General features: G+C 63.8%; 20 protein-coding genes. 10 read left to right on the forward strand and 10 right to left on the reverse strand.

All coding sequences use genetic code 11. The annotated features are described in order from the left end of the window. Window positions 1-3 precede the first annotated feature (3 nt). Window positions 4-882 (forward strand): MBL fold metallo-hydrolase, encoded by an 879-nt coding sequence (locus ASILVAE211_RS14030; protein ID WP_227321951.1) that lies wholly within the window; start codon window positions 4-6, stop codon window positions 880-882. Between the two features lie 11 nt (window positions 883-893). Here the strand turns inward: ASILVAE211_RS14030 and ASILVAE211_RS14035 are convergent, their stop codons facing one another. Beyond that, on the reverse strand, window positions 894-1,796 hold the full coding sequence (locus ASILVAE211_RS14035; RefSeq protein ID WP_227321952.1) for a LysR family transcriptional regulator: 903 nt from the start codon (window positions 1,794-1,796) through the stop codon (window positions 894-896). A gap of 160 nt (window positions 1,797-1,956) precedes the next feature. On the opposite strand from ASILVAE211_RS14035, the gene ASILVAE211_RS14040 reads away from it, so the two are divergent. Continuing rightward, entirely contained in the window at window positions 1,957-2,973 is a 1,017-nt protein-coding gene (locus ASILVAE211_RS14040) for a zinc-dependent alcohol dehydrogenase family protein (protein ID WP_227321953.1), read from the forward strand. A gap of 59 nt (window positions 2,974-3,032) precedes the next feature. On the opposite strand, the gene ASILVAE211_RS14045 is transcribed toward ASILVAE211_RS14040, so the two are convergent. From ASILVAE211_RS14045 to pdxR, 3 genes are all read right to left on the reverse strand, one after another. Beyond that, entirely contained in the window at window positions 3,033-4,259 is a 1,227-nt protein-coding gene (locus tag ASILVAE211_RS14045; RefSeq protein ID WP_227321954.1) for a multidrug effflux MFS transporter, read from the reverse strand. A 5-nt stretch (window positions 4,260-4,264) separates the two neighbouring features. After that, window positions 4,265-5,254 carry an aldo/keto reductase gene (locus ASILVAE211_RS14050; RefSeq protein ID WP_227321955.1) on the reverse strand — a complete coding sequence of 330 codons (990 nt, stop codon included), beginning with the start codon at window positions 5,252-5,254 and terminating at the stop codon, window positions 4,265-4,267. 88 nt (window positions 5,255-5,342) lie between these two features. After that, a complete protein-coding gene (gene pdxR, locus ASILVAE211_RS14055) occupies window positions 5,343-6,770 on the reverse strand; it encodes a MocR-like pyridoxine biosynthesis transcription factor PdxR (RefSeq protein ID WP_227321956.1) in 1,428 nt (475 codons plus the stop codon). 82 nt (window positions 6,771-6,852) lie between these two features. Here pdxR and ASILVAE211_RS14060 point away from each other — a divergent pair, with 82 nt between their 5' ends. Next, window positions 6,853-7,530, forward strand: a complete 678-nt coding sequence (locus ASILVAE211_RS14060; protein WP_227321957.1) for a pyridoxamine 5'-phosphate oxidase family protein — start codon at window positions 6,853-6,855, stop codon at window positions 7,528-7,530. A 60-nt stretch (window positions 7,531-7,590) separates the two neighbouring features. Here the strand turns inward: ASILVAE211_RS14060 and ASILVAE211_RS14065 are convergent, their stop codons facing one another. The 5 genes from ASILVAE211_RS14065 to ASILVAE211_RS14085 all read right to left on the reverse strand — a co-directional run bounded on the left by ASILVAE211_RS14065 (window position 7,591) and on the right by ASILVAE211_RS14085 (window position 14,695). After that, window positions 7,591-9,597 (reverse strand): CocE/NonD family hydrolase, encoded by a 2,007-nt coding sequence (locus tag ASILVAE211_RS14065; protein WP_227321958.1) that lies wholly within the window; start codon window positions 9,595-9,597, stop codon window positions 7,591-7,593. Between the two features lie 61 nt (window positions 9,598-9,658). Then, complete coding sequence (locus ASILVAE211_RS14070) at window positions 9,659-11,305, reverse strand: ABC transporter ATP-binding protein (RefSeq protein WP_227321959.1); 1,647 nt, start codon at window positions 11,303-11,305, stop codon at window positions 9,659-9,661. Window positions 11,306-11,307: 2 nt separating this feature from the next. Next, on the reverse strand, window positions 11,308-12,141 hold the full coding sequence (locus tag ASILVAE211_RS14075; protein WP_227321960.1) for an ABC transporter permease: 834 nt from the start codon (window positions 12,139-12,141) through the stop codon (window positions 11,308-11,310). Between the two features lie 13 nt (window positions 12,142-12,154). Further along, window positions 12,155-13,114 (reverse strand): ABC transporter permease, encoded by a 960-nt coding sequence (locus ASILVAE211_RS14080; protein WP_227321961.1) that lies wholly within the window; start codon window positions 13,112-13,114, stop codon window positions 12,155-12,157. 21 nt (window positions 13,115-13,135) lie between these two features. Further along, window positions 13,136-14,695, reverse strand: coding sequence for an ABC transporter substrate-binding protein (locus tag ASILVAE211_RS14085; RefSeq protein WP_227321962.1), 1,560 nt, complete (start codon window positions 14,693-14,695; stop codon window positions 13,136-13,138). Between the two features lie 304 nt (window positions 14,696-14,999). Here ASILVAE211_RS14085 and ASILVAE211_RS14090 point away from each other — a divergent pair, with 304 nt between their 5' ends. The 4 genes from ASILVAE211_RS14090 (at window position 15,000) to ASILVAE211_RS14105 (ending at window position 19,416) form a co-directional block, all read left to right on the forward strand. Continuing rightward, a complete protein-coding gene (locus ASILVAE211_RS14090; protein ID WP_227321963.1) occupies window positions 15,000-15,323 on the forward strand; it encodes an EthD family reductase in 324 nt (107 codons plus the stop codon). Window positions 15,324-15,398: 75 nt separating this feature from the next. Continuing rightward, window positions 15,399-17,210, forward strand: coding sequence for a UDP-N-acetylglucosamine--peptide N-acetylglucosaminyltransferase SPINDLY family protein (locus ASILVAE211_RS14095; RefSeq protein ID WP_227321964.1), 1,812 nt, complete (start codon window positions 15,399-15,401; stop codon window positions 17,208-17,210). Window positions 17,211-17,234: 24 nt separating this feature from the next. Beyond that, on the forward strand, window positions 17,235-18,140 hold the full coding sequence (locus tag ASILVAE211_RS14100; protein WP_227321965.1) for a LysR family transcriptional regulator: 906 nt from the start codon (window positions 17,235-17,237) through the stop codon (window positions 18,138-18,140). A 184-nt stretch (window positions 18,141-18,324) separates the two neighbouring features. Continuing rightward, window positions 18,325-19,416, forward strand: coding sequence for an acyltransferase family protein (locus tag ASILVAE211_RS14105; RefSeq protein ID WP_227321966.1), 1,092 nt, complete (start codon window positions 18,325-18,327; stop codon window positions 19,414-19,416). A 21-nt stretch (window positions 19,417-19,437) separates the two neighbouring features. On the opposite strand, the gene ASILVAE211_RS14110 is transcribed toward ASILVAE211_RS14105, so the two are convergent. After that, the gene (locus ASILVAE211_RS14110; protein ID WP_227321967.1) at window positions 19,438-20,256 is read right to left on the reverse strand and encodes a creatininase family protein; all 819 of its coding nucleotides are present in this window, start codon (window positions 20,254-20,256) and stop codon (window positions 19,438-19,440) included. A gap of 187 nt (window positions 20,257-20,443) precedes the next feature. Here ASILVAE211_RS14110 and ASILVAE211_RS14115 point away from each other — a divergent pair, with 187 nt between their 5' ends. Genes ASILVAE211_RS14115 through ASILVAE211_RS14125 form a run of 3 tightly spaced genes read left to right on the forward strand, consistent with a single transcriptional unit; the run spans window position 20,444 to window position 22,877 of the window. After that, window positions 20,444-20,980, forward strand: coding sequence for an ureidoglycolate lyase (locus ASILVAE211_RS14115; RefSeq protein ID WP_227321968.1), 537 nt, complete (start codon window positions 20,444-20,446; stop codon window positions 20,978-20,980). Further along, window positions 20,977-21,798 carry an ABC transporter ATP-binding protein gene (locus ASILVAE211_RS14120; RefSeq protein WP_227321969.1) on the forward strand — a complete coding sequence of 274 codons (822 nt, stop codon included), beginning with the start codon at window positions 20,977-20,979 and terminating at the stop codon, window positions 21,796-21,798. Before ASILVAE211_RS14115 ends, ASILVAE211_RS14120 begins: the two co-directional genes overlap by 4 nt. A 50-nt stretch (window positions 21,799-21,848) precedes the next feature. After that, entirely contained in the window at window positions 21,849-22,877 is a 1,029-nt protein-coding gene (locus ASILVAE211_RS14125; RefSeq protein WP_227321970.1) for an ABC transporter substrate-binding protein, read from the forward strand. Window positions 22,878-22,884: the final 7 nt, after the last annotated feature.

Here is a 22,884-nt window from a genome sequence, read left to right on the forward strand (position 1 = left end):
ACGATGACTGAAACTATCCCGACATCCCTTACCCTGGGCAGCGCGCGGATAACCCGCATCCCGGAATTCGTTCTGGATGTCATGGCACCGGAACGGCTCTTTCCGGGTCTGGATCCGGCATCGCTTTCGGACGCCGAACGCAAGCTGATGACCGGTGCCAAGCCGGACAGCAACACGGTGCCCCTGCCCGTTCATCCCTGGCTGGTGGAATGGGACGGCCGCGTTATCCTGATTGATACCGGGGCCGGAAACGGCAAAAGCCGCCCCTTCTCGAAATTCTTCGAGAATCTGGACAATCCCTTCCTCGAGCGTCTCGCCTTGGCCGGTATCAGGCCTGAGGATGTGGACTGCGTGCTGCTGACGCATCTGCATGTCGATCACATCGGCTGGAACACGCGGCTGGAGGGTGCCGCATGGGTGCCGACCTTCCCCCGCGCCCGTTACGTCTTTCCGGCGACGGAAATGGCCTTCTTCGAGACCGAAGCCGGACGCCCGCGCCGGGCGCTGCTGGAGGACAGTATTCTGCCGATCATCGCCGCCGGTCAGGGGGAAACCATACCGCCCGAAGGCGGCACGGTGGAGGGGCTTTTCAGCTTCGCGCCCGCCCCGGGCCATACGGCCGGGCAGATGACGATTTCGCTGACGAGCGAGGGGCAGGAAGCACTGTTCTGCGCCGACGCTTTGCACAATCCCATTCAGGTGGGGCGGCCTGACCTGAGTTCCGTCTTCTGCGTCGACCCCGCAACGGCCGTGACCACGCGCCGCCGCCTGCTGGACTATGCCGCGGACCGGCCCGTGACGCTGTTGCCTTCGCATTTTCCAGGCAGCGGCGCGGGCCGTGTGGCGCGCGGTGCTGAAGGCTTCATCTGGCAGCCTGTCTGACGCCTGAAGACTTATTCCGACCGCGCCTGCTGCCGCAGGGCTTCGACGACCAGCGAAAAGGCCGCCGTCGGCTGGCGGCGGCTGGGGTAATAGAGGTGATAGCCGGCAAAGGGCGGGCACCAGTCTTCCAGAACCCGCACCAGCTCTCCCGTCGCCAATTGCGCCTGAACCTGATCTTCCGTGACATAGCCGAGGCCGAAACCGGCAGCGGCGGCACGGATGATCATAGTCGTGTTGTTGAAGGTGAGCTGGCCCTCCACACGCACCCGCACCTCACGCCCGTCCTTCGACAAATCCCACACGTATAATCCGCCGCTGCTCTGGAAACGGAGATTGATGCAGCGATGCGCCGCCAGGTCGCCGGGCACAACCGGCGGTGTGTTTTTCGCGAAATAGCCCGGTGACCCGACAACCGCCATGCGCAGGTCGGGGCCGATGCGAACGGCGATCATGTCTTTCGCGAGTGACTCACCCAGCCGCACGCCGGCATCGAACTTGTCATGGACGATATCGGTGAAACCGGAATCGAGGCTCAATTCCACATGCACGTCCGGATAGCGCGGCAGCAGCGGCGCAAGCGCCGGCCAAAGCACGGTCAGCACCGCATGTTCGGAGGCCGTGATCCTGATGGTTCCGGCCGCCTTGTCCCGCAACTCGGTCAGCTGGTCCAGCTCATCGCCGATACTGTCCAGCGCCGGCCGCAAGGTGCCGAGCAGCCGGTCCCCGGCCTCCGTCGGCGCGACATTGCGGGTGGTGCGGGTCAGCAGGCGCACACCCAGGCGCGTTTCCAGCCGCCGGATGGTGTGGCTGAGGGTCGACTGGGATGTGCCAAGCCTGGTGGCGGCACGGGTAAAACTCTGCTCCTCGGCCACTGTCAGAAAGGCATTGAGGTCGGCCAGGTCTTCGCGCAGCATTAATGGCCTCAATTCATGACTACATGCGATTTATAGCGTGTAATCATATTACTGGCTTCGGCCTAGGTTCCGCCGCATGTCAGCGGACGGTTCCCGATGCGGACGGCGCTGAGCAAGGCGACATCATCCCCACGCCGCCCATCAAACCAGGAATAGTGCGATGCTAGCGACAGTGCTTCATGGGCCCGGCGACGTTCGATACGAAGACGTCGCCGAGCCTGAAATCCTCCACCCCACCGATGCCATCATCCGGCTGTCCGCGACCTGCATCTGCGGCTCGGATCTTTGGCCCTATCGCGGTCTGAACGAGGCCGGCCCGCCGAAGGCGATGGGCCATGAATATTGCGGCATCGTCGAGCAGGTCGGCAACGCGGTCACGACCGTCAGACCGGGCCAGTTCGTCGTCGGCTCCTTCTGCCTGTCGGACAATACCTGCCCGCATTGCCGCTTCGGCTTCCAATCCTCCTGCGAAAATCGCGAATTCATGGTCGGCGCGCAGGCGCCCCGTGCGCGCGTGCCGCTTGCCGACGGCACGCTGGTCGCGACAGCCGAAATTCCCGCCGACGATCTCATTCCCAGCATGCTGGCCGTCTCGGACGTCCTCGGCACCGGCTGGTATGCGGCCTATGCCGCGCGCTTGCAGACGGGCTCCACAGCGGTCGTGGTCGGTGACGGCGCGGTGGGGCTGATGGCCGTGCTGGCGGCCAAGCAGATGGGCGCTGCCAGGATCATCGCCATGAGCCGCCACAAGACCCGCCAGGATCTGGCGCTGGAATATGGTGCGACGCATATCGTGTCCGAACGCGGTGCGGCGGGCATCGCGCGCGTCAAGGAACTGACCGGCGGCGTCGGCGCGGAATCGGTGCTGGAATGCGTGGGCACCAAAGAGGCCATGGACCAGGCCATGAGCTGCGCACGGCCGGGTGGCGCCATCGGCTTCGTCGGCGTGCCGCATGGCGTGGACTTCGACGGCGCCCATCTGTTCTTCCAGCAGAAAAGCCTGTTCGGCGGCCCGGCCCCGGTGCGGCGCTGGCTGCCGGATCTGATGGACAAGGTGCTGTCGCGGGAAATCAATCCCGGTAAGGTCTTCGACCTCGCTCTGCCGCTGGCGGACGTGGCCGAAGGCTATAAGGCCATGGACGAGCGCCGCGCCATCAAGACGCTGCTGCTGGTCTGACCTGCCAGCGGGCGCTCCCGTCACGCAGACCCGTCATGGGTTGCGTGACGGTGGCGCCATCAGCGGCCCGGCTTGGCCACCGGACGGATCGCGGGCCTGACAGGGACCAGCAGTTTTGCACAAAGCAAGCTCGCGATTCCTCCGGCGGCGATGACCCAGCCCATTGGCCAGGGCGTGCCATCCGCGAAGGCGCCGACGAGGCCCGACCCGATAATGCCGCAACCATATTGCGACGCGCCGACCAGGGCGGAAACCGCGCCCGCGCGTTCAGGGAAATCCGCCATGGCGCCGACGATCGTATTCGCGACGATAAATCCGGTCGCGGCGATGAAGGCCAGCAAGGGCAGGACAAGACCGAGCAGACCCCCCGTATCGGTTGCGGCCGCAACAGCGACGAGGATGGCAGCGGTTGCGGCCAGAGCGGCGCCGAAATGCAGCAGGCGGTCGCTGCCGAAGCGCTTCACCAGACGCGCATTGATCTGGTTCGCCCCCATGATGCCGATAATGCCGACCGCGAAGAGCAGGCCGTAATATTGCGGCGACAGGTGATGGTAGGTGATATAGGCGAAAGGTGTGCCCGCAACATAGGCGAACATGCCGCCATAAAAGAAGGCACCGGCCCCCGTATAGCCCAGCAGCCGCCGATGGCGGAACAGCTCGCCATAGCGCAGCATGGCGCGGCCGAGACTGTCCTGGCTGCGGCGCGCGGGCGGCAGCGTCTCCGGCAGGGTCGTCAGGGCCAGAAGCGTCAGGAAGCCCACGCCCACCAATGTCCAGAAAATCGCGCGCCAGCCCGTCAGCACCAGGATCTGGCCGCCGACCAGAGGGCCGAGCAATGGTGCAATGGCCATGACGGTGATGAGGGTGGACAGCATCTGGGCCGCGCGATGCCCCGTGTAGAGATCGCGCACCATGGCCCGCGACAGAACCACGCCGGCCGAGGCGCCGAGCGCCTGGACGACACGCCAGACGATGATCTGCGTGGTCGTCAGGGATAGCGCACAGCCGGCCGAGCCGATGGCGAAGAGCACAAGCCCGATCGCCACCGGCAGCCGTCGCCCGTAGCGGTCGCTGAACGGCCCCCAGAAGAGCTGGCCCAGGCTGAAGCCGATCAGATAGCCGGACACCGTCCATTCGATCACGCCGGGAGAGGCGCCCAGAGAGCGCCCCATGGCCGGCATCGCCGGCAGGTAGAGATCAGTCGAAATCGAGGCGAAGCCCATCAGCAGGCTGAGGATCGCCAAGGTCCACCAGCGCGTCGGCTGGCCGTGGTCATGCTGGGGCAAGATGCTTATCGGCCCGTCGTCGCCATCAGATGCGCGGGGTAACGGTCCCCTTCGATATCGATTTGGGCGAGCGCGGCCCCGATCTTTGCCAGATCATCCGCCGTGAGCGTGATCTGGGCCGCGCCGAGATTTTCTTCCAGGCGGGACAGTTTGGTGGTGCCGGGGATCGGGACGATCCAGGGTTTTTGGGCCAGCAGCCAGGCCAGGGCGATCTGCGCGGGTGTCGCGTTCTTCTCCCGCGCGATCCCGACCAGCAGGTCGATCAGCGCCTGGTTGCGCTCCATCGCTTCCGGCGTGAAGCGGGGCAGCAGGCGGCGGAAATCATTTTCGCCGATCTTGGTATCCTTGGACATCGCGCCCGTCAGAAAGCCTTTACCCAATGGGCTATAGGCGACAAGGCCGATGCCGAGTTCCTCGCAGGCTTGCAGGATGCCGTTGGTCTCGGGTCCGCGCGTCCACAGCGAATATTCGTTTTGCAGCGCGGTGACCGGCTGCACGGCATGGGCGCGGCGGACGGTCTGGGCGCCGGGCTCTGACAGGCCGAAATGCTTCACCTTGCCGGCGGCGATCAAATCCTTGACTGCGCCGGCGACATCCTCGATCGGCACTTCGGGGTCGACGCGATGCTGGTAGAACAGGTCGATGACCTCAATGCCCAGACGCTCCAGCGAGGCTTCGCAGACCGCGCGGATATGCTCCGGCCTGCTGTTCATGCCCGCCATTTTTCCGTCGGCGATATTGAAGCCGAATTTGGTGGCGATCACCACCTGGTCGCGGACGGGTTTCAGCGCCTGCCCGACGATCTCTTCATTGGTATAGGGACCATAGACTTCCGCCGTGTCGAAGAAGGTCTCGCCACGTTCGACCGCCTGGCGGATAAGGGTGATGCTGTCCTCGGTGCTGAGCGCGTGGGTATAGCTGAAATTCAGCCCCATGCAGCCGAAGCCGATGGCGGAGACTTCAAGGCCGCTGTTTCCGAGCTTACGCTTTGTCATGATTGTCCTGTGGCCTGTAATGGGCATTGTCGCAGGCTAAGATAGGGACAGCGGGATAAATCCATAAGCGCCCATAAATCGCATGAACCTATATCCGCAGTTCATAAATTGCCGTAATCGCCGCCGCGATGACGCGCGCGGCAGCTTCCGCCTGATCCTCCGCCAGCCCGGCGATGCCGCAAAGAAGACCGGCGCGCGATGCTGCCAGATGCATGGAAGACAGCGGCTGCGGGCCGTAGCCCTGCGCGCGCAAAGCCTGCGTTAAGGCCCGATCGTCTCGCGACTGATCCTTGAACCATACAGCCAGTTGCAGCCCGCCGCTGCCGGGACCGGTGGCGACGGCGGCACCGCATGCGGTCTGCACGGCCGCGCGGAAGGCCGCCATGCGGCCAGCATAGATGGGCGTCATGCGCCGGATATGGGCGCGGAAATGGCCTTCGCGCAGAAAGTCCAGAAAGGCCGCCTGGATATGAATGGGCACCGACAGGCCCCGCATCCGTACTGCCTGCTGCACCGCGCCCAATAGACGGCGCGGCACCACCGCATAAGCCAGCCGCATACCGGGCGCCAGAACCTTGGACAGCGTGCCGAGATAGGCGACATGGCCTGCCTGATCGATCCCTTGCAGCGCCGCGATGGGCCGCCCGTCAAACTGAAACTCGCTGTCGTAGTCATCTTCCAGGATCAGCGCGCCGGTCTTTTGCGCGACGCTCAGAAGCGCCAGGCGGCGCGCCAGGGTCATGGTCATGCCGGTCGGGTATTGATGGGACGGCGTGACATAGATCAGCCTGGGCGTCCCCGATGCCTGGTCAACATCCATGCCCGCGTCGTCAACCGGCACCGGCACAAGCGCGGCCCCGGCATCGAGCAATATCTGCCGGGCGCTGAGATAGCCGGGCTCCTCCATCCACGCTGTTCTTTGGCCTGGACCAGCGTCATGCAAAACGAGACGTGCTAGCAGGCCGATGGCCGCGCGGGTTGAGGGAAACAGGATCACCTGATCGGGTTCGGCCAACACGCCGCGACTGACGGCAATATGGGACAGGATGGCCTCGGCCAAAGCCGGCAGGCCCAGCGGCGCGCCATAGCCGAGATCGGCGGCCGAGAGTCTACGCGCGCGGGTGGCCAGCAGCCTTCCCCAGATCGCAGAGGGAAAGGAGGCCAGATCCGGCACGCCCGGCGTCAAAGGCAGCAGCGGCACGGGTAGCGGGCTGGCCTTGCGCGGCGCGACAATGACGCCCGGCGCCCCCATCGCGGCGGCGATGGACGCGACCCGACTGGCCCCGCCCGCCGTGCTGGTGACAAAGCCTTCCGCCTTCAGCCGGTCATAGGCGCTGACGATGGTGGACCGCGCGAGGCCCAGCGAGAGGGCCAGTTGCCGCGTGGAGGGCAGACGCGCTTGCGGTGCCAGGGCGCCGCTCATGATGCGCGTTCGCAAGGCGCGATAGATCTGGCCTTCCAGATCGCCCGCCGCACGGTCGATGGCGACAAGGGCCGTCTTGGTATCTGCTGCCAACTGGTCTGCCCACTTTGTTGGAACTGGCAGTGTTTACCATACCGGAAATCCGCCAGGATGCGAGGGATCAAGGAGCCTGCCCATGCCCGACAGCACCGCCGATGCCAGCTTTCCCGTCACCGAGCGCAACCGTGTGCGCCGGTCCCCGAAACGCGGCAGCTACGACAAGGAAGCCGCCTATGCGGTGCTGGACGCGGCGCCGCTTTGCCATGTCGGCTATGTCATCGACGGTGCGCCCTATGTGACGCCGACCATCCATTGGCGCGTCGGCAACCGCATCTACTGGCACGGGTCTTCCGCCAGCCGCTTCCTGCGCGCCTCGGAGGACAGGCCGGTCTGCCTGACCGTCAGCCTGATGGACGGCTATGTGCTGGCGCGCTCGGCCTTCAACCATTCGGTGAATTACCGCTCCGTCATGGCCTTCGGCACGGCGCATCTGATCGAGGACGCGGATGAGGCAGCGGACGCGCTGCGGCACTTCACCGACGGGCTGTTTCCCGGCCGCTGGGACAGCCTGCGCCCGATGACGGCGCAGGAGCTGAAGGCGACATCGGTGCTGTGGATGGAGATCGAGGACGCGGCGGTGAAGGTGCGCGCCGCCCCGCCCGGTGACGGGGATGAGAGCGACGTGCCTGTCTGGGCCGGCGTCATTCCCATGCAGACCACGCTCGGCGCGGCCCAACCGGCGCCGGAACTGCCGGCCAATTGCGAATTGCCCGCGCCGCTGGCCGATCTCATCGCCTCGGGCCGGCTAAGGTAGTAGCTTCTTATAAGTCATCCCCGGCCTTGTGCCGGGGATGACAGTGCAAAATTCCTGCACCTACAAACAATCCCTCGGGAAAGACTGGTCGTAGAGGCGTTCGACGACCAGCTCCCCATTCTCATAGGCGCGCACTTGACCTGTCATACGGAAATCCGTGGCTGAGCCGGTCATCTCCGTCTCCGTCTCGATGCGGATGCGCCAGCCCTCGCGGCCCAGATCGAAATACTGGGAAATGGCGGAGCGCGCCGAGAGCGGGTCATCCGCCTGCACCGTCAGCCTGCGGGTGAGGCCGTGGTCGAGCGTGAGATCGATCTCATCGAAACGGAAGACGCCTTCACCGAACAAACCACCCTCGCCCACCGTCACATAGGTGGCCGTATCGGTCAGCGTGTCGATGGTGACGCTGCGCCCCAGCCGGCTTTGGCTGGTTTGCGTGATCGGCGCGAAGGGACCATGCGCGGGCGGCTGGAATGCCACCGGCGTCTGCGCGATGCCAAGGTTGCGCACCGGCAGCGTGAAGCGGCTGCCGGCCAGGTCTATCGACAATGTCGCGGCTTCCGGCGCCGGCCACAGGATCGGCCAATAGGCCGTGGAAATCGCGAAGCGGATGCGATGGCCGGCGGCAAAGCGATGACCGCACATCTTCAGTTTCAGGCGCATGGGCGTGGGTTTGCCCGGCACCATCGGCTGCGGGTCTTCCGAACCATCGCGATGGGCGAGGTTGAGCACGGCGTAGCTGACGCGCTGGCTGGCGCCTGTGGGTGACACGTCACACAGGCGCACCGCCATCTGGCCCAGCAGCTTGTCGCTGGCAAGCAGCAGTTCGATGACGGGATTGCCGAGGATTTCGACATCCTCGGTTAACGGCTCACTGTCGAAAACCAGTGAAAACCCGTCATCGCCGCGCTGGTCGCCCGGCATATCGCCGATGACGCCGGTGCCCATCCATTCGCCGCAGGCCGTGCCGGTATAAAGCGGCGAGCGGATGGCGGCCGTGCCGCTGCCCGGCTGCGTCGACAGGGTTTTGGACATCTGCGGGTAGAAGGATGTCTCCGCAATCGCCCTGCTGGGCCAAGCGGACTCGCCACGCCAGTTTCCGGTGACGGCGGGTTTGGTGGTGGAGACCGGGTTTTGCCCGTCTTCCACGAAGGCGCGCAGCATGGGCTCGGCCATGATACCGCGATCCTGCCCCTTCAGCCAATGGTCCCACCAGCGCGTCGCTTCCTGCAAAAACCCGATGGCGGGCGTCGGTACGCCGTCCTGCGGATAGATATGCGCCCAGGGACCGAGCAGGCCCAGACGCGGCACGTTCAGATGTTCCAGCAATTCCGGCACGGCATTGGTATAGCTATCGGCCCAGCCGCCGACCGCCATGACCGGGCATTGGATGGCGCTCCAGTCCTCGCAGACCGAGCCGTGCTGCCAGTACGCGTCACGCCGCTGATGCGCCAGCCATAGCGCCGGCCAGAAGGGCATATGGTTCAGCCGCTTGATCCACTCGCTGCGCCAGTCCGCGCCGCGCATCAGCGGGTCGGCCGGCCTTGCCTGGAAGGCGAGCATGATCGCGCCCCACCAGTGATTGTCGTTGAGCAGGCCGCCGCCCATATAATGGATGTCATTGGCGAAACGGTCTGTCGTGGAACAGACCGTCAGGATGGCCTTCAGCGCGGGCGGGCGGCGCATGGCGACTTGCAGGCAATTGAAGCCGCCCCAGCTTTTGCCCATCATGCCGACAGCGCCGTCACACCACGCCTGCTCCGCCATCCAGGCGATCACCTCCAGCGCGTCATCCTGTTCCTGTTTGACGTATTCGTCTTCCAGCAGACCATCGGACTCGCCAGAGCCGCGCATATCGACGCGCAGCACGCCGTAGCCCTGGGTCGCGAAATAGCCGTGCATGGGCTCGTCCCGCGCGCGGGTGCCGTCGCGCTTGCGATAGGGAATATATTCCAGGATGGCCGGCACCGGCTTGGCCTCGGCCCCATCCGGCAGCCAGAGGCGCGCGGCGAGCCGCGTGCCGTCGGTCATCGGCACCCAGATTTGCTCGGTCACCGTCACAGTCATGATCCGCACTCACTCATGGAAGAAAGTTTTTTGGTTCTTTTTTCAAAAAAGAACGGCTGCCTTAGGCGGGGACCGCAGCTATGCCGCCGCGCCAGATATCGCGCCGGGCGAGCGCTTCATCCAGCCAGTCCGTCCGCATTTCCGGCACCGACAGCAGCAGCTTGCGGGTATAGTCGTCCGGCGGCGTGTCGAAAATATCGGCGGTCGGACCTTCGGCCACCATCTGCCCCTTGAGCATGACGACGACGCGATGGGCGATGCGCTTCACGGTGCCGAGGTCATGGGTGATGAAAAGGTAGGACACCCCCAGCTCATCCTGAAGCTTCTTGAGCAGTTTCAGAATGTCCTCGGCCACCAAGGGATCAAGCGCGGACGTCACCTCATCGCAGATGACGAGTTCCGGCCGGGCGGCCAGCGCACGGGCGATGCAGATGCGCTGCTTCTGCCCGCCCGAGAGCTGGCCGGGAAAGCGGCCGATGTAATCCAAAGGCAGGCCGACAAGGGTCAGCAATTCCGCGACGCGCGCCTTGGTGGCGGCCGCCGAGGTCTTTTCAAAGAAAGCGACCGGGCGGCCCAGGATATCGCCGATCTTCTGGCGCGGATTGAGCGCGATATCGGGCAGCTGATAAATCAGCTGAATACGCTGGCGCTGTTCCAGGCTGCGGTTTTTGAAGGAGGGCGGCAGGGCCGCCGGCCCGAAGCGGAAAGCGCCGCCCGCGGCTTCGATCTGCCCGATGGCGGCATAGGCGAGCGTCGATTTGCCGGAGCCCGATTCGCCGACAACCGCCACCGTCTCACCCCGGCTGACGGTGAAGGAAATGCCCTTCACGGCCACGACCGGCCCGTATTTGACGGTGACGTCATCGACCGTCAGCACGGTCTCTCCACGCGCGGCCTCAGCCACGCCATGGCCGCTCATGGCGGCCTGACGCTCGGCCACCAGCGCGGTCGTATAGGCTTCGCGCGGGGAGAGCAGAATCTCGTTCGTGGTGCCGGTCTCGACCATCTTGCCGTGGCGCAGAACCATAATGCGGTCGGCGATCTGCGCCACCACCGAGAGATCATGCGTCACGTAAAGGGCTGCCGTATTATGCTCGCGGATCAGCTCCCGCAGCTTGGCCAGAACCTCGATCTGCGTCGTGACGTCCAGCGCCGTCGTCGGCTCATCCAGCACCAGCAAATCCGGCTGGCAGGACATGGCCATGGCCGCCATGGCGCGCTGCAACTGCCCGCCCGAGGCTTCATGCGGATAGCGCTGGCCGAAGGTTTCGGGGGTCGGCAGATCCAGTGCGCGGAAGAGTTCCACTGCTTTCGCTTCCGCCTCGCGCCGTCCCATCAACCCGTGGCGGATCGGCCCTTCGCAGACCTGCGCCATGAGCGTCATCGACGGGTTGAAGGCCGCAGCGGCACTTTGCGCGACATAGGCCACGCGCACGCCGCGCAAGCTGCGGCGGCCATTGGCGTCCAGCTTGCGCAAATCCTGCCCTGCTAGAAGAATCTCACCACCAGTGATGCTGCAACCGGCGCGGGCATAGACCAGGGGTGCCAGGCCGAGGGTGGATTTGCCGGCGCCCGATTCACCGATCAGCCCCAGAACCTCGCCCCGGCGCAGGTCCAGATCAATGCCATTGGTCAGCACCGCGCCATTGCTGGCCTCGATGCGCAATCCCCGGATTTGCAGCAGCATATCCTGTGCGGCAGCGCTCATGCTCAAATCTCCGCGCCGGCGCCGGCCGGCAAGGCGTGGATGGAGAGCAGCCAATCGACCACCAGATTGACGCCGATGGTGACGACGGCGATGGCGCCGGCCGGGAACAGCGGCGCGAAGCCGCCGAAGCTGATGGCCTGGGCATTGTCATGCACCATGCTGCCCCAATCGGCCGCCGGCGGCTGGATGCCTAAGCCCAGGAAGCTCAGCGAGGCGATGAAGAGGAAGGTGAAGCAGAAGCGCAGGCCGAATTCGGCCACCAGCGGCGGCAAGGCATTGGGCAAAATTTCGCGGAAAATTACCCAGCCGATGCCTTCGCCGCGCAGGCGCGCGACCTGCACGTAATCCATCACCGTGATGTTCATGGCGACCGCGCGGGCAAGGCGAAACACCCGCGTCGATTCCAGAACAGCGATGGTGATGATCATGATGGGGATGGAGGTGCCGAGCACCGCGAAGACCATCAGGCCGAAGATCAGAATAGGCATGGCCAGCAGGACATCGACGATGCGGGAGATGACATTGTCGACAAGCTTGTTGGTGGAGGCGGCGACAAACCCGAGCCCCACGCCGATGATCATGGTGAGACAGGTCGCGATCAGCGCGATGCTGACCGAGGTGCGGCCGCCATAGATGAGGCGGGACAGCATGTCGCGCCCGATACTGTCGGTACCCAGCCAATCCTTCGCATTGGGCAGATCCCAGACCCCGCCGACGATCTTGGTTTGCGGATAGGGCGCGATCCAGGGCGCAAACAGGATCATGATCACCGCGAGAAGCACGATGATGCCGCCGATATAGGCGGTGACAGGGACTTTGCGACCGGCGATTGTCATGGTCCGCTCCTCCCTATTGCCGCTTACGGCTGCGCAGCCGCGGATTGGCGAGTGCCGCGCAGATATCGGCGATGGTGTTGAGACCGATGAAGACGATGGCGAAGACGAGGCCGCAGGCCTGCACCACGGGCAAATCGCGCTTGGTGACGGCATCGACCATCAATTGTCCGACGCCGGGATAGACGAAGACGACTTCGACGACGACGACGCCGACGACGAGATAGGCGAGGTTGATGGCGACGACATTGATGATCGGTCCCAGCGCATTGGGCAGCGCATGGCTCAGCACCACGCGGCTGCGCGACAGGCCCTTCAGGAAGGCGGTTTCGACATAGGGCGCGGACATCACCGCCAGCGTCGATGTGCGGGTCATGCGCAGCATATGGGCGACGACGACCAGCGTCAGCGTGATCGCCGGCAAGGTTGTGGCATCCACCCGGTCCCAGAAGTCCATGCCGCCATAGACTGTCGCGAGGCTCGGCAGCCAGCCGAGTTCAGAGGCGAAGACGACGATGAGGATGTAGCTCACGAAAAACTCAGGGAAGGAAATGGTGGCGAGGCTGAGGATGCTCGCCAGCCGGTCCATGAGGCTGCCCTCGCGGATGGCCGACAGAATGCCCAGGCCCACGGCCAGCGGCACGGCGATAATCGCCGCATAGCCGGCCAGGAACAGCGTATTGCCCAGGCGCGGCATCAGCGCGCTGGCGATGGGCGTGCCCGTCGTCAGCGAATTGCCAAGATTGCCGTGCACCACGCCCCACAGCCAATGCAGGTAACGCAGATAGGCGGGTTCGTTCAGGCCCAGCTTCGCCCGCAGCACGGCCAAGGCCTCCGGCGTCGCGGATTGACCGAGCAAGGCGCTCGCCACGTCACCGGGCAGAAGCTGCGTGCCGAGATAGAGAAGAATGGAGACGGCGATGAGGGTGAGAACCCCCAAGGCCGCCCGTGCCGCGACAAAGCGAAGAATGCCCAAAACCCCGAACCCGCCCGGCCGTCAGCTCAGCCAGACCTTTTCGCCGATGCGCTGGCCCATGAAGTCGAACATCGGATTGGGCTTCTGGCCGTGCACCTTGTTCGATCCGGCTTCCAGATAGTCGATGAACATGGGGATGAGCGCGCCGCCGGTGGAGGAAATCATGCTCTGCATCTGGCCATACATTTCGGCGCGCTTGCTGTGATCAAGCTCGACGCGGGCTTCCAGCAGCAGCTTGTCGAAATCGGCGTTCTTCCAGAAGGTATCGTTCCAGGGCGCGTCGGATTTATAGGCGATGGTCAGCATCTGGTCCGCCGTCGGACGGCCACCCCAATAGGAGGCGCAGAAGGGCTGCTTCATCCAGATATTGTCCCAATACCCGTCAGCCGGCTGCTGCTTGATATTGACAGTGATGCCTGACGCAGCGGCGGATTGCTGGAACAACTGCGCGGAATCGGTGGCACCGGTGAAGGCGACGTCGGAGACGTTGAGGTCCACCGACAGCGCGCTCTGTCCCGCCTGCTTCAGATAGTATTTCGCCTTGTCCGGGTCGTAAGTGTGCTGGGGGATGGAGGCATCGTAGAATTCATTCGTCACCGGGATCGGCTGGTCATTGCCGACGCGGCCATAGCCGCGCAGCACGGTATCGACGATCTGCTGGCGGTTGATGGCGTATTTCAGCGCCATGCGGACATTATTGTCCTTGAAGGGCGCATCGGTGCAGTTCATGACGAAGACGCCGTGCTGGCCGGCCGCACTTTGCACGACATGCACCTTCGGGCGCTTCTTCAATAGGTCAACCGTGCGCGCGTCCAGACGGTTGATGGCATCCACCTGACCGGAGAGCAGAGCGGCCGTACGGGCCGAGACGTCGTTGATGACCAGCGTTTCGATACTGTCGACATTGCCGCAGCCGGTCTTCCAATAGGGGCGCGTCTTCTTGGTGATGCAGCGCACGCCGGCTTCGTAATGCTCCAGCACGTAGCCCGCCGTGCCGATGGGATTCTTCCAGTCCGTGAAACCGTTCGGCACGACCAGGATGTGATAGTCCGAGAGCAGGAAGGGCAGATCGGCGTTGCCAGCGCTCATCGTGATACCGATCTGGTTCGCGCTGAGCTTCTTGATATCGGTGATCGCGGCCAGGAAGGGCTTGGCGGGCGAGGCCGATTTTCCGCGATGCAGATTGATGGAATAGATGATGTCGTCGGCGTCCAACGTCTTGCCGTTGGAGAAGGTGATGTCCTTGCGGACATCGAAAACCCATTCCGCCGCGCCGGGCTTCGATTCCCAGTTCATGAGCAGTTCGGGCGTCGCCTTGTTGTGCTCATCGATTTCGATCAGACCGTTCATGATCTGGTAGCCGAGATTGACCGGCACCCATTGCAGATAGGTTGTGGGGTCCAGGCTGTCCGTGGTGCTGCCGCCGCCCATGCCGAGGCGCAGATGGCCGCCGGAGACCGGCATATCGGCCGCCCGCGCCTGCCCGATCAGCGGCAGGGAGGACAGGCCCGCCGCCGCGCCTATCATGGCGGTCGCACCCAGAAACTGACGCCGATCGATCATGGACTGTGGCTTGCTCATAGTCAGCTCCCGAGATGAGATGTCATTTGGACGTTCAAAGGCGGTGGGCGGATAAGCTCATGCACGCTTCATGCCCAAACCAGAGCCATGAGGCAAACGCATATCTGATTTACGAAGCCTAGCGATCTCTGCCGGGCGCGTCTTTGTCTGTTCACGACAGAGTGAGGGCGCGCAGACGACACAAGCGCGGCCGTGCGGCGGCAAGGCCGCGTTCGGGCGGTATCAGCTGCGCTTCGCCGATGCCTTCAAAGCGCCGCACAACTGGCCCAGGCTAAGGCGCGATATAAGCCCAGAGGACCAAGAGATGACGGAATACGGCCGTAACGGCGAGGTGATCATGTTTGTCACCTATCAGGGCAATGCGGACTCACGCTTCGACCGGACCTATTACGTGGAACGGCATGTACCCATGCTGCGGCGGCTGTTCGGGCCGCTGGGCATGACCAGCGCGCAGGCTTTCTTTCCACCGGTGACGGAGACCGGCACCATCGCCATCTGCGAATGCCGCTATCAGGACGAAGACGCGCTGAAAGCCTGCTTCACCTCGGCCGGCATGCCCGGCCTTGCCGCCGATGTCGGCAATTTCACCGATATCATGCCCGTGCAGGTTCGCGCCAACCGCGTCTGAGACGGCTTGCACTGCCCTGCCCTGCCAGCCTAATGCCCGTAACAGGGCATTTCGTTTTCTCCCCAGGGGCAGGGCATGGCCGAATCGGTTCTTCCGCAGGGCATTGAGGAGGAGGCCGGCGATACCGGCCAGCTTTCGGCCGACCTTGCCGCAAGCCATGCGCTTGATCATGCATTGAACGACCCGGAGGGACAGAAGGCGGCGGCGGCCTTCCTCCTCAGTCACAAGCGTCTGGTTGACCTGCAGATCGCCTATCTGCCCGAAGAAAAGGCACAATCGACACGCGCCGCGAAGCTCAAGCGCAAAAGCGACATGCTGCGCGTCGTGACGCAAGTCGCCTTCTTCACCATTGGCCTCGCCGTCGCCAGCGGCGTCATCGCGATGTGGTGGAGCGCCCTGACCTCCCGCTCGGTCGTGGTGCGGGAATTCAGCGCGCCCACGGCGCTGGTGGCGGAAGGGCTGACCGGCAAGGTGGCGGCGACCAAAATCCTGGATGTCCTTCTCAATATCCAAAGTGCCACACGCAGCGCGGCGGCGGCCGAGCAGATTACCGATGCCTGGACCGATTCCATCGAAGTCGGCGTGCCGGAAACCGGCGTCACCATCAGCCAGCTCGGTGACCTGCTGCATCGCCTCTTCGGCCATGACGTGCATCTGGACGGGACGCTGGTGCAAAACGGCGACGGTTACGACCTGTCCATCCGGGGCGACGACATTCCCCCCGCGAATTTCACCGGCAAACAGGCCGACCTCGACCGCATGTTTCGCAAAGCCGCCGAATATGTCTTCAGCGAAGCGCAGCCCCTGCTGTATGCGACCTATCTGATCGACGAGGGGCGCACGGACCACGCCATTCATTTCATTCAGTCCAATTTCCCGAAATTCCCCGACAGCCAGCGTGCGGCGCTGGCCAATCTTTGGGGCGAGGCCCTGCTGATCACCAATGACCCGGCCGGCGCTATCGACCGTTTCCGCCTCGCCCTACAGATCAAGCCGAATTACTGGGCGGCCTGGAACAATCTCATCAGCAATCTGCCCATCACGGAGAACGAGGAAGAGGCCTATCGCCTGGGCGTCGCCATGGACCGGATCGGCAAGTCCTGGTTCCGCTTCGATCGCCCGTCGCTCTATGAACAGGCCGATTTCGCGCAATTAACGATGGACCCGGCCAAGGTGATCGCGGCCCTGCTATGGCACCGCGACTATGGGCAGGCCGAAGGGGCAGAGTTCGACGACAGTTCCTGGGTCGCGGAGCAGCGGGCCGTGCAGCATGACTGGCCGTCTGTCGCCTTGTTCCTGGCCGAATCCCCGGCGGATGACCCGACCACCGGTTTTGATCAATTGGCCCTGGCCGGCGCCCACGCGCTGGAGGACGGCGATACCTATTCTGCCCTGACCCATTATGTTGCCGCCGACGCGCTCTGGCACAAATCCAGCGAATTGCAGGCCTTCTTCCCGGACTTTGAGTGCGACCTCGGCCATGCCTATGCCGCGAACGGGCGATTTGCCCAGGCCTGGCCCTTGTTTCAGGGCCAGCGCTATGTCCGCTGCCGCGCCTATTGGGCGGATGCCATGGATGCCAGCGGCAATTGGCCGGTGGCACAGCGCGCCTATCGCACGGCCGAAGCTGTGGCGCCCGATCTCTCCTTCGCCTTCGAGCGCGAGGGCCGCGCCTATCTGCGGCATGGCGACCCGGCAACCGCCATCGCGCGGGAGAGGCTGGCGCATGAAAAGTCACCGCATTGGGCTGACCCCTTGAAGGATTGGGGCGATGCGCTGATGGCCGAGCATCGGCCGGAGGCGGCCCTCGCCCGCTACCATGAAGCGCTGCACTGGGCGCCCGACTGGGACGGGCTGCATCAGGCCATGGCCGCAGCCAAGCCGTGAACCAATCCGGGGATCGTTCGCGCCATGCTGCATAATCGGCTGCTGCATTATCTGGACGAGGTGGCGCGCACCGGATCGATGCGCAAAGCCTCCGCCCGGCTGAATGTCGCCTCCTCCGCCATCAACCGGCAGATTCTGGCGTTGGAAGCCGAGCTTGGCACGCCGCTGTTTCTGCGCCTGCCGCGCAAGCTGATGCCGACGACGGCCGGCGAGATTGTCATCCGTCATGTGCGGCAGGTGCTGAAGGATATGGAGCGCGTGCAGAGCCGCATCGAGGAATTGAAGGGCCTGCGGCGCGGCGAAATTACGCTGGCCATCATGAGCGGGCTTGCCGCCAATATGGTGCCGCGCATCGCGGTCGATTTCCGCCGCAACTCCCCCCGCGTGAAGCTGACGATGCGGCTGCTGCCCTCGGGCCAGGATATCATGGCCGCCGTTTCGGCCGGCGAGGCCGATCTGGGCCTCGGCTTCGATTTTCCGCGTGACCCCAGCCTGCGCGTGCTGGCCTCCGGCGTCGGGCGGCTGGGTGCGGTGATGGCGCCGGACCATCCGCTGGCGAGCCATAACCAATTGCGCCTGAGCGATTGCGCGGATTACCCGCTCATCATCGCGGAGGAAGGCATGGCCATCCGCCCTTATCTGAACGAGGCTTTCGCCGCCACGCAATTGCAGGTGGAACCGGCGCTGGAGACCAATTCCATCGAGGTGATGCGCCACGCGGCGATGCTGGACCAGGCCATCACCTTCCTCACGCCCTTCGACATGGAATGGGAAAAGCGCGCCGGAAGGCTGGCTTATGTGCCGGTGCATGAACTGCGCGGCCGCGTGCAGACGCTGATGCTGATCGGGCGGGATCGTGGCGTCGATGCGCTGACCAGTCTGATGGCCGAGCAGATCAAGGCCGCGATCACGACGACGGCCGGCGGGTAGGCAAGGTTAAGCCTATCGGGCTGGCCGCCAGTTAGGATCTATCTTTTCGTATGAGCACTAACCCAATTGGGCGGCGCTGCCTCAGCCTATCTTCCGAGACGCAAATCCAAGGACATAATTGCCGTTTTGATCTAGATCCTGGACTGAGGATTTAGTTCATATTCTTAAACGGCAACGATAAAAAATGACCAGCGTCCAGCGCCATCGCTTCACTTTGCTCGACGGCTTTCGCGGTACAGCCTCGGCTATCGTGCTGCTGTTCCATGTCCTTCAGCATCTTGGCTATAACGGCATTCCCTACACGTCGCTCGCCGTCGATTTCTTTTTCATGCTGAGCGGCTTTGTCATTTCCTTCGCCTATGAAGACCGGTTGCGGGCCGGCGACATGAGCTTTCGCGGCTTCATGCGCGTGCGCCTCGTGCGCCTTTATCCGCTTGCCTTCCTGGGCATATCGGCCGGAATTGCACTCGGCTTCCTGGCCGTGGTGATGAAGGGCGATGTCTCAGCCGTCGACGTGACCAAAGCCGGCATTCTCGGCCTGCTTCTGTTGCCGTCCTACGTCTTTCCGCAATGGTCGACCGCCTATCCCTTCAATATGGCGAGCTGGTCGCTGACCTTCGAGCTTTTCACCAATGTCGTTTTCGCCGCCATCATCTTTCGCATCAGCCTGCGCAAGCTGGCCGTCTGCGTCGGCGTTTTCGCCATCGGCCTCGTGATCCTCGCCGTCGTCCATCACGGCATTGATTCCGGCTATGATCAGGACAATTTCTTCGGCGGTTTTGTCCGCGTGCTATTCCCCTTCTTCGCAGGCGTGATGCTGTGCCGCATCCGCCCGGCGACGCAGCGGGTCATGCCGAAACAGGCCTGGGTGATGGCCCTGCTCTTCCCCCTGCCTTTGTTCCTGCCGCTCGGCTATCATGGGCTGATCTGCCTGCCTTATCTGTTCGTGTTCTTCCCTGTCTGGATCTATGTCGGCTCGGCCAGGATCGGCGGCACAGCGCTGATGCGCATCTGCAAATTTCTGGGCGCCATGTCCTATCCGGTCTTCATTTTGCAGGATCCGATTCTGCGCCTGGGCGAGGAATTCCAGCGCCGCCATCATCTGTCGCTGAAAGGCGACATCGTCTTCGGGCTGGTGATGTATCTTTCCGTCTATGGCATCGCCTATGCCGCGCGCCGACTTTACGACCAGCCGGTACGCGCCTGGCTGCGCCGCCGCCTGACACTGACCAGCACGCCGACCACACATGGCCCGGCGCTGGCCACCGGGGACTAAGCCCCGGCGTCTCGGCTGCCGCTAACCGTTGAAGGCCGTCTTTTGCGTGACGGCCTCCATCGGATAGGCCGCCACTTCCGCGATCAGGCCGATCAAGGCCTGCGCCGCGCGTTCCACCTGTATCGCACCGCGCGCGGCATCCGCCGCCGCCGCATTGCCGCAGGCGCCGGCAGGATGCAGATCCTGCGCCTGCCAGCCGAAACCCACACCGCCTTCCGGCACCAGCAGCTTGTTCGTGGTTTCCATGGCAACCGAGCGCGAGACGAAATCCTGCGCGTGTTCCATATGCACGAGGTCCGGGTGCAGATGCAGCATGACGGAGGTTTCGGACTCGCCGCCATGGATGCCGTGCTTCAACTCACCAGCCGAGTACAGATCGCTGCTATCGATGGTGCGGAACCAGCTGGCGCCGACGGCGAACATGCCCAGTTCGACGCGCAATTCGCGGCAGACGATTTCCATCACCTGCGGCTGGCCGCCATGGGAATTGAGCAGGATGATCTTGCGCACGCCCGCGCGCCAGGCGCTTTTGGCAATCTCGAACCACAGCCGCGTCAGCAGGTCATAGGGCAGCGTCAGCGTGCCGGGAAAGGCCGTATGCTCGTTCGATTTGCCGACCGGCATCATGGGAAGAACCAGCGCCGGGAAATCGGGTGCCATCAGTTCCACCGCGCGGGCGACGATGCCGGCATTGATCGCGGCATCCACGCGCACCGGCAGATGCGGCCCGTGCTGCTCCACCGCGCCCACAGGCAGGATGGCGACGATTTCGCTCATGTCGAGGCCGGCGAAGTCCCGGGTGGAGAGATCCCACCACCAATGCGAAGGGAGCAAGGTCATCGATCAGGCCTTCCATCTCAGGCGGGCGACAGGCCCGCGACCGCACCTCCATACGATGCTTTTTCCGCTATGACCGCTGCCAAATAGGCATCACATCGCACGCAAAAAGGTTGTTCCTTTTTTCAGCACGCTGGGCCAGCATGCCAATTGCTGCCACTGAGTTAGGCAGAAATATGGGGATAGCGTGATGCAGGCGACAGCCGAACCGGTTAATATGCCCATTATTTCATCAAATGCACCACTCGCACTCATTGCCGAACCGATCACGGCCGAGAATTTCCTGCCCTTCGGCAAGCTGATCGAACCGACTGCCGACGGCACGCCGGCCGGCGTTGTGGACCAGGCGCTGGACCTCTCCGGCGGCCGCCCCCGCTTCTATATCATGGCGCTGGAGCATCGGCCGCTGACCGTGGCCGGCATCACCCGCCACGCCCAGGTGACGCAGGTTCTGGCCGCCGTCGGCGGCCTGCCCTGGTTCATCGCCGTCGCCCCCGCCAATGCGGCCAGCGTCAAGCCGGACCCCACCGCCATCCGCGCCTTCGCCATCCCCGGCCATGTCGCGGTGCTGCTTAACCGGGGTGCCTGGCATGCCGGTCCCTATTTCGAATCTGACCAGATGAGCTTCTTCAATCTGGAACTGGACGATACCAATGTCGTCGATCACGAGACCTGCGATCTGGTGAAAAGCTTCGGCCTCTCCTTCGATCTGCGCCCAGCGGCATGAGCGCGGTGCTGGCCGCCCAGCCGTCGCTGCGGGCCCGCGCCGACGGTATTTCCATCCGCGACGTGCAGATGGTCTATCGGCGTGGCGCCCAGACGACGACGGCGCTGGCCGGCTGCGATCTGGATATCCCTGCCGGGTCTTGGGTGTCGCTGATCGGTGCTTCGGGCTGCGGCAAATCCACCCTGCTGCGCATTCTGTCCGATATCGTGCAGCCGACATCCGGCCAGGCTTTGCTGGGCGGATTGACGCCAGCGGAGGCCCGCGCCCAGCGGCGCTTCGCCCTCGTCTCCCAGCACGCCGTTATGCTGCCCTGGCGCCGCGTTCTGGCCAATGTCGAACTGGGGCTGGAAGTGGCCCGCGTGCCGAAGGCCGAGCGCCGCCGCCGCGCGGAAGAAGCGATCGACATGGTGGGGCTGCGCGGCTTCGAGAAAGCCTATCCGTCCGAACTCTCGGGCGGCATGCGTCAGCGCGCGGCCATTGCCCGCGCCCTGACGCTCAAACCCGCCTATCTGCTGATGGACGAGCCCTTCGGCGCGCTGGACGAATTGCTGCGCGACCGGCTCAATTTCGAACTTCTCCGCATTCTGAACGAGACGAAGGCAACCCTGCTGCTCGTCACGCATTCGATTTCGGAAGCGATCATCCTGTCGGACAAGGTGGTTGTCATGTCACCGCGTCCGGGCCGAATCACGCGGGAGATCGATATCGATTTCGGCCATAATCGCAGCCCCACGATGCGCGACGATCCGCGTTTCGGCCGGCTGGAATCCGAGCTTCGCCACGCGCTGGGTGACAGCATGGGCGATGAGCATCACTGAAGATTATTCCTAGGAATTGGGCCTTTCCCTTTATCAGATGAGGAATTGAGATGCGTTTGCGCACATTCTGGATGAAATCGCTGCTGGCGGGTGCGGCTCTGTTGAGCTCCATTCCGGGCATCGGCGCGGACACCGCCCATGCCGCCGGCATGACCAAGCTTCATGTCGTGCTGGGCTATATTCCCGACGTCGAGATGTACGGCCCGGAATATGCGCTGAAACAGGGTTATTATAAGGCCGAGGGCCTGGACGTGACGCTGATTCCGGCGGGGCAAGGCGTCGATCAGATTCAGATGGTTGCCGCCGGCATTGCGCAGATCGGCATCGCGAATCCTGAGCAGATTCTGGCCGGCATCGGCCAGGGCGAAAAGTTCAAGGTCTTCGCGGGGCAGTTTCAGACCCAGCCCATCGCCATGACCTGCCGCAAGGATAGCGGCGTCACCAAGCCCGCCGATCTGGTGGGCAAGACGGTCGGCGTGAAGGTGAATGCCGATCCCTATTTCAAGCTCTTCCTGTCCAAGAACGGCGTGCCGGCCGACAAGGTGAAGACGACGACGATCGGGCCGAATGACGTGTCGCTCCTCATCGCCGGCCGCATTGCCTGCGAAATCACCACCTTCGCCTTCAACGAGCCGCTGATCGTGCAGCAGGCCGGCGTGCCGACCACGGTTCTGCCGTTGGGCGATTACGGCCTCAATTCCCAAGTCGATTCCTTCTTCGTCAAGGACGCCTTCTTCGCGAAGCCCGAGAACCAGGCGGTGCTGGTGAAATTCCTGCGCGCGACGGCGAAAGGCTGGGTCAGCTTCTATCAGGATCCGAAGGCGGCGGCGAACTGGATCATCGACGGCAATTTCGTCGACGGTCTGGACCGCACGCAGCAGATCTTCCAGGCCGAGCAGCAGGTGAAGTTCATGAAAAGCCCGCTGACGGCCGAGAAGGGCATCTTCTGGCTTGACCCGTCCATCTGGGCCGAGACCGATGCCAATCTGGTTGCCGCCGGCGTCAATAAGTCTCTGGTGCCGCTGAACGGGTTGCTGACGACTTCGATCCTCGAACAGTCCGATATGCCCAAGTTCTGAGGACCGA

The organism is Acidisoma silvae, assembly GCF_020618775.1.
Lineage (GTDB): Bacteria > Pseudomonadota > Alphaproteobacteria > Acetobacterales > Acetobacteraceae > Acidisoma > Acidisoma silvae.